Here is a 14,587-nt window from a genome sequence, read left to right as displayed (position 1 = left end):
TTACTTGGCGGCCAGATTTTCCTCTATGGCTGCCAGCGGAATGGCACCCGGCACCAGCGTGCCATTCGGGAAGATCAGCGCCGGCGTGCCGGTAATACCCAGCTTTTCGCCCAATGCGGCAATTTCGGCCAGCGGCGTGAGGCAGCTGTCTTTACCTGCCAGCGCGGTACCGCTACGCATGAAAGCGGTCCAGGTTTGCGCGGGGTCTTTGCTGCACCAGATCTGGCGGGATTTGCGCTCGGCATCCGGGTGCAGCTGGGCTAGCGGGTACAGAAAGGTGTAGATGGTAACGTTATCCAGCTTGGCCAGCGATTCGCGCTCCAGCTGTTTGCAGTACGGGCAGTCCGGATCGGAGAACACCACCAACTTGCGCTCGCCCTTGCCGCGTACGTCCTTGATGGCTTTGGCCAGCGGCAGGCTCTTCCAGTCCACCACCACTTTATTCAGCTCATCCAGACGAGCTTCGGTTACGCTGCGGCGCGTCTTGGTGTCGATCAGGTCACCGGTGATGAGGTGATCCACCTTGCCATCCACGTACACCACGGTAAATTCTTCGCGCCCGCCACGCTTCATTTTCACCACCACCTCGTACAGGCCGCTCACGGGCGCAGGCTGTACGGTGCTGACTTCGTGCTGCGGAAACTTGGTTTTGAAGGCAGCCTTGACGGTGTCGGCGCTTTCTTCGGCGGCCGAGGCACTGCAGGCCATCAGCGGCAACATCAGGGTGGCCAGCGCAAACTGGCGAAGACGGAATGACATGGTAGTCCTTTGAATACGGTTAAAAACCCACGGCGTGGCGGGCGAGCTGCCGCTTGATGAGCGGCAGGCGGTTAGTCAGATTCAGCCCGGTATTGCGTAGCCAGGCCAGGCCAGGCGTCTGTTTGGCATGAAACAGGCCAAACAGGGCATCGCAGGTAAGTTGCATGGTTCGGACAGCCTCCTTGCGGCTTCGTTCATAGCGGCGCAGCGCCAGCCACTGGCCACAATCGGCCTGGCCGGCCAGCGCTGCGGCCAACCTGGCGGCATCCTGAAAGCCCAGGTTCACGCCCTGCCCGGCCAGCGGGTGGACGGTATGGGCAGCGTCACCGACCAAGGCCACGCGCTCGGCAATCACCTGCTCTGGCGTTATCAGGCGCAGCGGGAAGGCCGCCGCGGGCGTGAGCACATCCAGGCGCCCCAGCGCATGGCCACCGGCATCGGCCACCACCTCGGCCAGGCGCGCGGCGGGTAGTGCCAGCAGCGGCTCGGGCTGGCTGGTAGACCATACCATGCTGATGCGGTTGCCGGGCATGGGCAGCCAGGCCAGGATGCCATCACCCAGGAACCACTGCCGTGCGATGTCGCCATGCGGCTTTTCGCAGGCAAAGTTAGCCACCACACCGCTATGGCCATAGGGTTTGATGTTGGCCGCAATGCCGCTTTGCTGGCGTACCCACGAGTTCGCCCCGTCCGCCCCCACGATCAGCTGCGCCTGCAGCTTGCGTCCGTCTTCCAGCACCAGGCCGGCGTGCTGAGCCACCTGCCACAGCGCTTGCGGGCGCTGGCCACGGATGACCTCCACCCCACTAGCGTGTTGCAGCTGCTGCCAGATGGCGGCCAGCACCCAGCGGTTTTCGGCGATCCAGGCCAGCGCTGCGGCGCCGGCATCGGCCGCCGAAAAGGCAATTTGCCCGCCCTGGTCGCCCCGCACATCCATGCTGGCGATGGTGCCGATGCGCGACATGTCCGGCCAGGCGCCCAGCCCATCCAGAAAGGCACGGTTGGCCGGGCTGATGGCATAAATGCGCGCATCCCAGCCGTCTTGCAGGCTATCGATCGACTCGCCCTGCCCCTCTACCAGCGCCACGCGGCGGCCTTGTTTGTCCAGTGCCAGCGCCAGGGCGGCGCCCACCAGGCCGCCACCCACTACCAGCACATCGTATTGCTCGTTCATTTTCTGCTTTCTGACATGGCTGCGGCCAACCTTAACCCAAGGTTGGCCGCAGGAAAACGGCAAAGGCTACGCACCCACGCCAAACACCAGATGACTGGCAAAGGCACGCCGCGCCGGCGCCACTGCGTCGACCGCCGACATGCCCACACCGCGCAGTGCTTTCACTACCGGGTGATGGCCGTCAAACAGCTGGATCAGACCGTGTGTGAAACCCACCACGGCGTGGCTATCTACCCGGCGGCTGGCACTGTAACGGCGCAGCACGGCGGCGTCACCCGGGTCAGCAGCGCCCGCTATTGCATCTACCAAGCCTACCGCATCGCGCAGGCCCAGATTAAAGCCCTGCGCGGCCACCGGGTGCATGGTTTGTGCAGCGTTGCCTATCATCACCACGCGGCCGGACGTTACCCGGTTCAGCTGGCGCAGGGCCAGCGGGAACACCGCGCGCGGGCCCACGGCGGTGAATTGCCCCAGACGCTCGCCAAACGCTTGCTGCAGCTCGGCCAGCACCACGGCGTCGTCGGCGTCGCGCAGGCGGGCGGCGTCAGCGTGACTGCGCGTCCACACCAGCATCATGCTGTCGCCGTGCGGCAGCAGGGCAAACGGGCCGTCGCTGGCAAAGCGTTCGTAGGCACGGTGCTCATGCGGCTGGCTGGTTTCCACCTGCGCCAGCACAGCGCTTTGCTGGTAGTCGTGCACGTGACGGCGGATGCCCGGCAGGCTTTCCGCCAGCGCCCCGCCTTCGGCCAGCACCAGCAGGCGGCTGGTCAGCGTGGCCTGCGCACCATCGGCCTGGCGCAGTGTGACGGTAGCGTAGCGCGCCAGCGCGCGAGCCTGCTCGACGCGGGTTTGCCACAACACGGTCACGCCAGAGTCCGCCAAGGCTTGCGCCAGCGCCGCGGTCAGCACCGGATAGTCGATGACGACACCCAGGTGCGGCAGGCCCAGGTCGGTATGCTGCAGCACGGTGCGGCCAAAACCGCCCTGCTGCGATACGTGTACGGTGTCGATGACCGTGGCCGGCAGGCTGTCCGGCCAGGCACCCGCCAGCGCCAGCTGCTCGCGGCTGTACCACGATAGCGCCAGCGCACGGGCATCGCGTACCGGCTCGTTCTCGGCGCGCGCCTCGATCAGCACCACCTGGCGGCCGGCCTGGGCCAGCCGCAGGGCGGCCAGGGCACCGACCGGGCCACCGCCCACAATCACCACATCACTATGCTGAGGTATGTTCTGCATGCTTTATTGCCGCCTGCGCGGCCTCCACATTGGCGCAGGCGTCAGGCCTGCATCAGGGCTTCGATATCGTCGATACGCTTGGGCGCCGCATCGGTGTACACATGGTGGCCAGTGGCCGTCACCTGCACATTGTCCTCGATACGGATACCGATATGGTGATACGCCGCCGGTACGCTATCGTGCGGGCGAATGTACAAACCCGGCTCGATGGTGGTGCACATGCCTGGCTCAAAACAGCGCCACTGGCCACCCGGCCTGCGCAGGCCCACATCGTGTACGTCCAGGCCAATGAAATGACCAATGCCGTGCATGTAAAAGCGGCGGTATTCACCAGACTCGATCACCCCGTCCACCGTTCCCTGCAGCAGCTTGTAATCCAGCATGCCCTGCACCAGGACGCGCAGCGCAGCGTCGGCCGGCACATTCAGCGCCACGCCGGGAGCGATGGTGTCGATGGCGGCCAGCTCGGCGGCCAGCACCACGTCGTACAGGTCGCGCTGCGGGCCGCTAAAGCGCCCGTTTACCGGGAAAGTACGCGTGATGTCGCCGGCGTAGCCGCGAAACTCGCAACCGGCGTCGATCAGCAGCAAGTCGCCGTCGTTCAGCCGCGCATTGTTGGCCGCATAGTGCAGCGTGCAGGCGTTGGCACCGCCGGCGACGATGCTTTCGTAGGCCGGGTAGCGCGCACCGTTGCGGATGAAGTGGTGCAGCAGCTCGGCTTCCACTTCGTACTCGTACATACCCGGGCGGGTAGCGCGCATGGCGCGCACATGCGCCTCGGCCGAGATGTGCCCGGCCTGATGCAGCACCGCCAGCTCGCGCTCGTCCTTGCGCAGCCGCATATCGTCGATCAGCGGTAGCAGGTCGCCGTACTGCGCGGGGGCGTCTACCCCGGCGCGGGCGCGGCTGCGCACGCTGGCCAGCCAGCCGGCCACGCGGGCGTCGATCTGGGCATTGCCCACCGGCCAGTACAGGGCGGGGACGTTTTCCAGCAGCGTGGGCAAGCGGGTGTCCAGCTCGCTGATGCTGTAGGCCTCGTCAAAACCGAATGCTTCGGCCGCCGCTGCCGGGCCATAACGGAAACCGTCCCAGATTTCCATGTCCGGGTTTTTATCGCGACAAAACAGCATGGACTTGCCACGGCGGCCGTCCAGCACCAGCACGGCTTCCGGCTCGTCAAACGCGGTGAGATACAGGAAATGGCTGTCGGCGCGGTAGGGGTAATGCGCGTCGGCATTGCGGATCACCAGCGGTGCGGTGGGCAGCACGGCAATGGCATCTCCCAGGCTGGCCAGCAGCTGCTGGCGGCGGTGTTGCAGGCTAAGTGGCATGGTGTTCATACCCGGCAGGAGAAAACGGCGCCCAGTTTACACCCGTGCACGCCACAGGGCGATGCCATGCGCGGCCAACATGACGCCGGTCAAGGCACCCGCCATGTCGGCCACGGCGTCCAGCACCTCGGCACTGCGTGTCGTGGTAAACAGCGCCTGCCCCAGCTCGGAGCCGACGGCCCACAGCAGGCAGGCACACAGCACCACAGGCATGAGCTGGCGTAATGGCTGGCCGCGCCACAAAGCCGGTGCGGCCAACAAGGCCGCCCAGGCCGCGAACAGGGCAAAATGCCCTACCTTGTCAAAATGCGGTATCGCCGACGGCGGCCCGCCCGCCTTGAACCACAGCAGATAGACCATCACACCCCACCAGGCCATCGCAGGCCCGTACGGTAGCAGACGGCTGATATTGGATTTCATGCCCATCCTTGCCCTGTCAGAAAAAACCCCGGCCTGGCCGGGGTTGTCGTGCTGTAAACCACTGAAGGCTCAACGGTACCCGACACTCGCCATACGATCGCGCGGCAGGATGGTGAGTTCCACCGGGTAGATGTCCGAGCTACCCGCGTCCATCACGCGCACCTGCAGCTTCACGGCCGTATTCAGGTCTTTCGGGAAGCTGCCGGCCAGCGTCTGGTCGCTACTGTTGACCAGCAGCCAGTTGGGCAGCTCGCTGCCATCGGCCATGCGTACCGACTCGATTGTGGCATTGCCTACCAGGTCGCGGAAGGCGGCCACGAAATCACGCCCTGGCTGCACCGGCAGTACCAGCGGCATGCTGGACTGGATCACCGGGCCGTTGGCCGATACCTGCGGGCTGGCCAGCGACGGGCGGCTCAGCACGGCTGCGTACAGCGATGCGGGCTGCTGAACCGGCACTTCCAGCACGCGATTGCGGGTGGCACCGCCAGGCAGCGCCACACCCACGCCAGCATCGGCCGCTTCGGTCGCACCGCCGTTCAGGCGCGAGTACTGCTCGGTAAAGCCGATCACGGCCGTGGTGAGGTAGCCGTTACCCTGCTCCGCCACCTGAAACTCGTTGTAGCGGTCGTAGTGGGTAGCCAGGCGGCGGAAGGTGTAGTTCAAGCCGTTTGGCAACAGCAGCGGGTTATCGTCGTAGGCCAGCCAGCGGCCATTGCTGGCCTGCAGGGCGTTGCTGCCGGCATTGTTCAGCAGGCGCTTGCCAGCCACCAGCACCAGCGCGTTATTGCCGCCACCTGCCGCGCTAAGGCTTTGATCCAGCGAGACATTCCCTTTGGCGCGCACCCACAGGGTGCCGCCGGCCTGAATGCCCTGACTGCCGTTCACCGTGCCTACGGCCAGGTCGCCCGCGTCCTGGTAGCGCAGCTGGCCACCAGTACGTGCAGCCAGGATGCCAGCCAGGTTATTGCTGCCTTCCAGGCGGGCGCTACCACCGGCCTTGATCTCGGTGCGGGTAGCCGACAGGCTGCCCGAACCCTGCTGCAGGATATCCTGCGCCGCATCCAGCAGTACCGTATCGGCACGGACGTTGGCCGCCAGTTGCAGCTGGCCATTGGCACCGCCTGCGGCCAAGGTGGCCGTGCTGCCTGCAGCGTTGACATCACCGTTCAGTGCAATGGCACCGTTGGTGCTGCGCACGGTCAAGTCGCCGCCTTGCGCCGTCAGGCCGGCGTTGATGCTGATGGCACCGGTACCGCCCAGCAACGTCAGTGCGCCACCGTTAGCCTGCATGGCTTGCGCCACGTTGATGTCACCGCCGTCTACGCTGATGTGCTGCGCACCGCTGCTTGTTACACCGCTGAGGCTGCCCACCGTGCCCACGCGCAGGGTATCGGTATCGCGTAGCTGCAGGCTGCCGTTGCTGATGTTGGCCGCCAGGGTGCCGATATTGTTGGCTTGCTGCAGGCTGCTGTTGTTCACCGCGCTAAGTGCCAGCTCGCCCGCCTCGATGCGGCCAACCCCGGCCTGGGTAGCGGCGCCGCCCACAGTCACAGTGGCGCGGCCGCTGCCAGCCAGCAGGCTACCCGCCTGCTGTGTCAGGTTGCGCGCGGCGCTCAGCATGGCGTTACCGCCAGCGGTTTGCACATCGGCACCCAGGGTGATGTCACGGCCGGCTTGCAGCTGGGCCTGGCCCGCGCTGGTGGCCACGCCGGCGTTCACCAGCGCGTCCTGTGCGGCATTCAGTACCACCTTGCCGCCCTGGCTCGCCACGGCTTGCGCCACGGTGATGTCACCGGCCTGGTTACGCAGGGTGATGTCGGCGTTGTTACTGCTGATACCGGCGATGGCCGCCTGGCCTTCGTGGGCAGGCACGCTACCCACGGTCAGGCCGTCTGCGTCCAGGTAGCTGAACGCCTTGCCGCTGCCACTCAGGCTGGCCGCCAGCGTATCGACATTGTTACCCGTGTGTTCCAGCGTGACCTGACCGGCGCTGATGATCTTCAACGCGCCGGCACTGCCACCGCTGGCTTTCAGCGCAGCACTCTGGCTGATGTCACCACTGCTGGCCAGCTGGATGCGGCCACCCTGGCTGCTGCCGTCAGTGTCGATCTGGCCATTGATCAGCAGCTTGCCGGCCGGGTTGTGCAGGGTCACGCTACCGCCCTGGCTACCGTTGCTATTAATAGCGGCGCCCACGGTAATGTCGGCGGCACCGCTGCCGGTACGCGCCAGCAGCACGTCGCCACCGGCTACGCTGCCCGAGGTATTGATGCTGGCCTGGGTTTGCAGGGCGCCGTCGCTGCGCAGCGTTACCTTGGCACCGGTACCGGTGGCCGGCTGGGTATTGATGGCCTGGCTCACCGTGAGCGCGCCGCCGCTCTGCACCACCACACTACCCTGTGCGCCACCGGCTACGGTACGCACGCCGGATACAGCTGCCACCTGGCTGCTCGGTGCGGCCTGCGGGCCGGCCAGGGCCGAGCCCTTGCCCCCGGCGGTACCCACGGTCAGCGCGGTCTTGTCGTGGTAGTCCACGGTGGCTGTCTTGCCGCTGGCGCTGGTGGCAAAGGCTGCCGTCGCCATCTGGTGGCCACCGTTGCTGCTGGCCAGCAGGCTGATCTTGCCATCGCTGCTGCTGACCGACAGTTCACCATTGCTGTCGCCTACCAGCAGGCCGTTGGCGGTATCGGTAATGTCACCATGCGCCTGCAGCTGGATGGCGCCATCGCTACTGCCACCAATGCCGCGCGTCACGTCGATGGTGTTGGCCAGCAGGATGTTGCCGTTCTGGTTACGCAGGGTCACGGTGCCGCCATTGGCGTTGCTGCCGCCCTGGCTCTTGATGCGCTGGCCCACGGTAATGGCACCGTTGGCGCCGGCATTGTGCAGGTAGATTTCACCGCCCTGACCTGCTGCCGCACCCGAGGTATCCAGGCGGCCCTGGCTCAGGTCGATGGCACCATTGGATTCGATCACCAGCGTACCACCAGCGGTGCTGATGGTCTGCACGCCCAGGCTGTTATCCGTCGCGCTGAAGGTGCCGCCGGTAGACAGCAGGATGTTGCCGCTTTGCGAGGTGATATTGGCACCCGACTGCACCCGCATGGCCGCACTGGCGCGCAGGTCTACCGCGCCACTGCCGCTGGCGGACACGGTTTTGTCCACCACCAGCTGGCCGGCGCTGACATCCTGATGGATGGCGCTGTTGCCGCTCTTGCTCACCAGGCCGGACAGGTTGGCCGCAGTGCGGGTCAGCGCATTGTCGCCGGGCGTCAGGGCCGCCACACTGCCGATGGTCAGGCTGCCGTTATGCTGGCGCAGCCACTGCTCGCTGCCGCTTTCCACCGCCAGCGTATCGACTGCGCTGGTTTCTATGCGGTTGCCGCTGGCGCCCACGCTGCCGGCGGCCGAGATCAGCACGCTGCCGCTGGTACGGATTTCGTTATTGGCATCGGCGTCCACGCCGTTAGCCAGCACATTACCGCTACTGATCAGCTGGATGCGGCGGTCGCCACTGTTGCCGCTGCTCTCTACGCCTGCGGTGCTGTCAAACACAATGTGCTTGCCGCTGCCGCCAGTGCGCAGGTCGATGCTGCCGCCTTGCGTAGCGACGATGTCGCGGTTGATGGCCAGCTGGCCGTCCGCCACGTTCAGGGCGATATTGCCATCGGCACGAATGCCGGACTGGTCGCTGGCGGCGCCACCAAAGCTGCTGTTGTTGTAAGTGGTTTTACCAACGGCATCCACTTTCACATCGCCACTGCCACTCTGGCGGGTTTTGTGCAGCCATACGTCGCCACCGGCCCCGGCGGCCAGCTTGTCGGCGTCGGCCACTTCAATACGCTTGCCGTCGGCGCCAATGGTGCGGCCAGCTTGCAGCAGCACATTGCCAGTGGTCTGTACTTCGTTGACCTGGCTGTTATTCGTGGTGGTGCTGATATCACGCGCGGCCACCAGCTGCACGGTGCCGCTGCCGGATGTGGCCTGGCCACCATTGAACACGATATCGCTGCCGCTACTACCGGCACGCAGGTCTACCGAGCCTGCGCCGCCCGCGCTCACGTTTTTGTCCAGCGTCAGCGCACCGTTGCCGGTAGCAATGGCGATGTGGCCACTGCTGGCGGTGCTGACACCCTGCAGCGGGTTAACGCTGTCGTTGGCGGTAACGCTACCCACGGTGAGCGCGCCGCTATTGAAGTACGTCAGGCTCTGGTCGGCACCGGTAATGGTGGCTGCCAGCGTGCCGATATTGTGTACGCCGCTACCGGTAGCCGGGTTGGTGAGCTCGGTGGTATCGCGTGCCAGCAGCTGCAGCTGGTCAGCGCTCAGGCTCACGTTGGCCGTTTCAGTGACTTTGCCTTTGTACGCCTGCAGGGCGATATGCTTGCCGCTGCCGCCTGCTGTTACCGACTGGGTCAGGTTCAGGTCGCCGCCGGTGGCGGTGGTATCTTCGGCTACCGACACTTGTACGTTGCCGTTCTGCGTGCTGATACCGTTTACCGCCACGTTGGCCGCGTCGGCCACGCTACCCACCTCCAGCGTATCGATATCCTTGTAACTGAACACGCCGCTACCGCTGACCGAGCCGGCCACAGTGTCCACATCGCTCAGCTTGCTGGACAGGTTCACGCCGGACACCGACTGTGCCAGCAGGGCCTTGGCGGTAAGCTTGCCTGCGCCGCTGACGGCGGCCTGTTTCGAGGACAGGCGCACCACGCCGTTGCTGCCACCGGTGCTGACATCCGCTGTCATCACCAGGTCGCCGCTGCTGCTGGCAGCGTCGGCTGCGGCCACCAGGTTGATGTCACCGCCGTTGGTTTGCAGGCCGCTGCGGCCATCCACGGTGGCGATCTCGATGCCGTCTTTGTCTTTCAGCTTCAGCGCTTTGCCGGCACCGTCCAGACGGGCGGCCAGTTTGCCGATTTCGTTAGTCGTACGCTCCAGCGTGATATCGCCGGTGTCGCTGGCCACGTTCAGGCCGCCAGCCTTGATGTCTTGCGTTTGCGTCAGGTTGCGCACGCTGGCGTTACCGGCGGCTAGCGTCAGGCGCACGTCGCCAGGCGCGGTAATGCCGGTCTGGCTGTCCAGGTCGCCTACGACCAGGCTGCGGGTATTGCTCAGGCGTACGCCCTGGCCGCTGCCGCTGATGCTGGCGGTCACTTCGTCTACCGCATTATTGCTGTCCAGCGTGGACGTATTCACGGCCACCAGTTTCAGCTCGTTGGCGGTGATAATGCCGCTGGCTGCGGTTTCGTTGATGGCACCTTTACCGGAGGCCAGGCGCACGTCGGCGGTACCGGCGTTGACTTGCTGGGCCAGCTGCAGGTCACCCGCAGTGGAGGCAGCGTCGGCCGAGGCCTCCAGCGTGATGTCGCCGTTGGTAGTCTGCACACCGTTGCTGCCGTCTACCGTGCCGACCTGCAGCGCGTTTTTGTCTTTCACGCTCAGGGTTTTGCCGCTGCCTTGCAGCGTGGCCGCCAGGGTGCCGATGTCGTTGGTGGTGTCGTTCAGTGCCACCTGGCCGCTGGCCAGGGTGAGCTTGACGTTGGCCGCCGTCACCCGGCCCTGGCCGGCGGTGGCGGACTGGCTCAGGTCGCCGGCGCTCAGGTTCAGGCGCGCCATATCGTTCACACTGACGCCATCGCGCTGCTGCGTGCTGCCTGCGGTCACGGTGGCGCTGCTGTCGGCGCTGAGCGGGGTCACGGCCACGCGGTCCAGCAGCAACGATTTGCCGTTGGTCAGTTTCAGGTCCGCGCCGCTGCCGCTCACGTTGGCTGCCAGCACGTTGATCTGGTTGGTGTTATCCAGCGTCACGCTATCCTGGCTGCTGAGCGCCAGCTTGTCGGCGGTAATGATGGCCGCCGATTGCTCGGTGATGCCGCCGGCCTGGGTCGTCAGCGCCACCGTGGCGGTGCCCGCGCTGATGTTGCGGTCCAGCGTGAGGTCACCGTTGCTCAGGGTGATATTGACCGCATCGTTGCTGGTGACAATGCCGTCGCTGCTGGTGGTGGTCTGCGTATTGGGCTGCAGGTTGGCCGCCAGCGGGTCGTTGGTGCGTACATAGCTGCCCTGGCCAATCAGCAGCGATTTGGCGTTGGTGTAGTCCAGGCGGTCGGCCAGGTTGGCCGTGAGGGTGTCCACCAGGTTGGCGCCGCCCAGTACCACGTCGCCGCTGCCGTTCAGCAACAGCTTGTTGGTATTGATCACGCCGTTACCGGTGGCACCGCCGTTCACGTCCAGCACCAGCTGGCGGCTTTGCGCTGCGTCGCTGGCTTTTACCGTGAGTGCGGCGTTGATCAGCACCTTGCCGCCTGCGCCGCCCATCACCAGTGCGGTGTTGTCGCGCAGGGTAGTGGCGCTGCTGACCGTGAGGCTGCCGGTGCCATCGGTACGGCCCAGGGTAATGCCGGGGTTGGCCGCACTGCCGCTGCCAAAGCCGGGGCGGAAAATAGCGCGGCTGCTGCCATTGAACCAGTCGTTGCCCAGGTACAGTTTGTCTACCGCACCGGCGCTGCTGATATCGATATTGCGCCCGGTGCTCAGCGGGAGCACGCGCAGCTCGCCACTGCTGGCCACGTTCAGGTGGAAGTCCGAGCTGTTCACAAACTGCATGCTGTCGGCTTCGACAGTCACCACGCCGGTCGCGGCAACACTTTCGGTGGCCGAGCTGCCCAGGTACATGGTCTGGCCCTTGGCGTAGATGCCAAAGCTGTTTTCACCACCGGTGGCGCTGGTCTTACCGCCCGAGGTACCGGACAGCGTGATGTCGCCGCTGGCGGACACAATGCTGGTTTCGGTGTCTTCGATGCGGATACCGTGGTTTTCGGTGAGGAAAGCGTGGCTGCCGCCACCGCCCTTGCCGGTGATCTGGATATCGCCGCTATCGGTCTTGATCAGCGCTTTGGACGAGATGATTACCCCGTCGTAACGCGTACCGCCGGTAGGCGTAGTGGTCAGGCTGCTGGCATCACCGTCGATGGTGAGCTTGCCGCTGCTGGTTTGCAGCGTCACGCGCGAGGCACCGTCTTCGCCAATAATCACGCCGTCCTTGTTGCCGGAGCCGGCCTGGTTGGCCACCTTGCCGTTGATCGTCAGATTGCCGGCACCGGTATTGACCTGCGTGGCCGCACCGGTAATTTTCACACCGGCACCCGCGCTACTGCTGGTGGGCGCCTGGCCACTGATCTGCAGGTTGCCGCCCTGCGTGTTGATCACCGCGTTGCTCAGGCGTACGCCGTCTGTCACACCGTCTGCATCACCGCCGTAGCCGGTAGCAAAACCGCCATCCTTGCCAATGAACAGATTACCGCCACGGGTGGTCAGGCTGGCGTTGTCCAGCAGCACACCGCCAGCTGTGGCGGCGCTGTCGGCAAAGGCGTTCAGGCTGAGGGTCTTGACATCAATACCGGTGTTTTTCAGCTTGATGGAACGTGCCGAGTTGATGGTCAGCGCATACGCCTGGCCACTGATATTGAAGGTTTGCTGGCGGTAGTCGGTATAACCGGTAGCCACCCCCGGAATGGTGCCGCCGCCCACATTGATGACCGTGTCGGCGTTCAGGGTAAGCGTGGTGGTGGTATTGGCAATATTGGACGCGGTCAGCACATCACCGCTGGAGCTCAGCAGATTGATGGTGCCGGCCTTCAGCGCGATATCGGTATCGCCTGCCAGCGTCAGGCTGCGTAGCGCCTCGTTGCCACTACCGCCGATGCGGTCGCTGGCCTGGCTACCCAGAATGATGTTGCCGGCGGTGCTGCCGGTGCTGTCCAGCGACAGCGCCTGCGGCGACAGCGGTACCAGGTCCGGGGTGCTGGACGTGATGCTGCCGTTGAAAATGATATTGCCACCGCTACCGGTGTAGTTGGCGCCGCTCTGCGCGCCTTGTGCATTCAGGGCCACGCTGTAGGCCTGTGCGGCCAACTTCACGTCTTTATTGAAGGTGATGTTGCCGGAGGCCGCGCTGCTGGTCTGGGTAATCTTGGTGGAAATCGGCGTGCCGTGCGCCAGGACGGCTTCCTTGTGGAAGGTGACATTGCCGCCGTTGGTGTTCACCGTACCCTTCAGGGTGGCACTGCCGGCAGTTTTGCTGGCGGTACCAAAATCCACATTCAGCTTGCCCACGGTAGACGAGATATCCGCCCCGGTATCCAGCAGGATATCGCCACCGGCACTCAGCCCCAGCGAGGCATCTCCGCCGGCGGTTTTGGAAATATCGCTCTGGATCGTGATCTTGTTGTCGGCCTGCAGCTCTACGCTGCTGCCAGCATTCAGGGATGCTTCGATACTGCTGGCCAGCACATTATTCACGGCACCGGACTGGCCATTGGCCGTTGGCCATGCCGTACCGGTGGCGCCGCCCACCACGGTGATGTCGGTGGGGTCCAGCAGCCAGCGGCCGGCCTGGCCACCCGCCCCGCCCGCGGCGCTAACGCTGCCGGATACACCCAGCACGCCGCGGCTGGAGGTTTCCACCTGGCCGCCGTTGCCCTGGCCTGCGCCTTTTGCCTCGATGCTGCCTAGCAGGCGGGTAGCATCGGCCGACCACGCCACCACCGTACCGCCGTTACCGGCGTCGGTAGCGCTGGCGGCCACGTGTGCGCCCTGCTGGATGGTGACGCTGCCGGCTTCGGCAATAGCCGGGTCTTTACCCTGCCAGCCACCGCCCAGATACACTTGGCCGCCGCCCTGCGCGCCGGAGGCATTCACGGTACCGCTGATCTCCAGCTCGCCACCGGTTGCCACAATACGGCCACCCTGGCCGCTGGCGGCCTGGGCGCGGGTGTCGCCAGCCAGCACTACCTTGCCGGCCCCACCGTCGATCCAGATTTCGCCTTGTTTCTGGTTCAGCGTATCCGCGCGCACGACGCCGGTCTGGTTGATGGCTACCGACGCCAGCGGCGCGGCCTGTTTGGCGGTAAGCAACACATGGCCGCCATCTGCTACCAGCGCGCCGGCATTGTTGATGCTGGCCTGGGCCGCGGCGGTGTCTACCTTCACTTTCAACAGGCCGGTCTGGCCTACGGTCACGCTGATATCGCGACCAGCGGCCAACGCAACGGTACCGTTGTTGGCGGTAATGCTGCCGCTATTGTCTACCTGGGCACCGGCCAGCAGCACATAGCCACCGTCTGCGGCATTGATGCTACCGGCGTTACGTACTGCCTGGCTGGCACCGCCGAGGGTGAATTTGCCGGACAGGAAATCTTCGTTGCTGATGGCGTGCGACGACGCCATCAGCGCGCCCACATTGATCTGGGCGGTGGGCCCGAACAGGATACCGTTCGGGTTAATCAGCATGACTTGGCCATTGGCACGCATCTGGCCAAAGATCTGCGACGGGTCGGCACCGATGACCCGGTTCAGCACCAGGGCGCTGGCATTGGGCTGGATGAAGTTCACCGCCGCCTGCTGGCCGATATTGAAGCTTTGCCAGTTGGTAATCATCTGCTGGCTGTTTTGCAGCACGTTCAGGGTATTGCCTGCCTGCTGCAGGGCCCCCTGGCCAGCCACGATCTGGCCACCGGTAGGCAGGGCATTACCTGCCAGCTGCGCCAGTGCGGGGTTAAAGGCCATGGCCACCAACAGTGGCAGGGTACGGATGGCCAGGTGAGCGACATCGCGCGAGTGGTTTGCTTTCATTATCTTTATCCGTTCTGCAGCCGCG

The 14,587-nt window shown here is 65.0% G+C and carries 6 protein-coding genes; all 6 read right to left on the bottom strand.

The annotated features are described in order from the left end of the window. Positions 1–759 carry a DsbC family protein gene (locus ACZ9XP_RS04140; protein WP_147684788.1) on the bottom strand — a complete coding sequence of 253 codons (759 nt, stop codon included), beginning with the start codon at positions 757–759 and terminating at the stop codon, positions 1–3. A gap of 19 nt (positions 760–778) precedes the next feature. Next, entirely contained in the window at positions 779–1,933 is a 1,155-nt protein-coding gene (locus ACZ9XP_RS04135) for a UbiH/UbiF family hydroxylase (RefSeq protein WP_147684786.1), read from the bottom strand. A 66-nt stretch (positions 1,934–1,999) separates the two neighbouring features. Further along, on the bottom strand, positions 2,000–3,169 hold the full coding sequence (locus ACZ9XP_RS04130; RefSeq protein ID WP_465188053.1) for an FAD-dependent oxidoreductase: 1,170 nt from the start codon (positions 3,167–3,169) through the stop codon (positions 2,000–2,002). Positions 3,170–3,210: 41 nt separating this feature from the next. Then, positions 3,211–4,500 carry an aminopeptidase P N-terminal domain-containing protein gene (locus tag ACZ9XP_RS04125; RefSeq protein ID WP_465188052.1) on the bottom strand — a complete coding sequence of 430 codons (1,290 nt, stop codon included), beginning with the start codon at positions 4,498–4,500 and terminating at the stop codon, positions 3,211–3,213. 36 nt (positions 4,501–4,536) lie between these two features. Then, on the bottom strand, positions 4,537–4,920 hold the full coding sequence (locus tag ACZ9XP_RS04120; RefSeq protein WP_465188051.1) for a VanZ family protein: 384 nt from the start codon (positions 4,918–4,920) through the stop codon (positions 4,537–4,539). A gap of 69 nt (positions 4,921–4,989) precedes the next feature. After that, on the bottom strand, positions 4,990–14,562 hold the full coding sequence (locus ACZ9XP_RS04115) for a two-partner secretion domain-containing protein (RefSeq protein ID WP_465188050.1): 9,573 nt from the start codon (positions 14,560–14,562) through the stop codon (positions 4,990–4,992). Positions 14,563–14,587: the final 25 nt, after the last annotated feature.

It is taken from the genome of Vogesella perlucida, from assembly GCF_979366545.1.
Note: the sequence above shows the minus strand (reverse complement) of the source record. Positions and strands in the feature narration are given on the sequence as shown.

Excerpts from the sequence above, each read along its gene's own strand:
- ACZ9XP_RS04140 (WP_147684788.1), bottom strand. The coding sequence starts at position 759 with ATGTCATTCCGTCTTCGCCAGTTTGCGCTGGCCACCCTGATGTTGCCG.
- ACZ9XP_RS04135 (WP_147684786.1), bottom strand. The coding sequence starts at position 1,933 with ATGAACGAGCAATACGATGTGCTGGTAGTGGGTGGCGGCCTGGTGGGC.
- ACZ9XP_RS04130 (WP_465188053.1), bottom strand. The coding sequence starts at position 3,169 with ATGCAGAACATACCTCAGCATAGTGATGTGGTGATTGTGGGCGGTGGC.
- ACZ9XP_RS04125 (WP_465188052.1), bottom strand. The coding sequence starts at position 4,500 with ATGCCACTTAGCCTGCAACACCGCCGCCAGCAGCTGCTGGCCAGCCTG.
- ACZ9XP_RS04120 (WP_465188051.1), bottom strand. The coding sequence starts at position 4,920 with ATGAAATCCAATATCAGCCGTCTGCTACCGTACGGGCCTGCGATGGCC.
- ACZ9XP_RS04115 (WP_465188050.1), bottom strand. The coding sequence starts at position 14,562 with ATGAAAGCAAACCACTCGCGCGATGTCGCTCACCTGGCCATCCGTACC.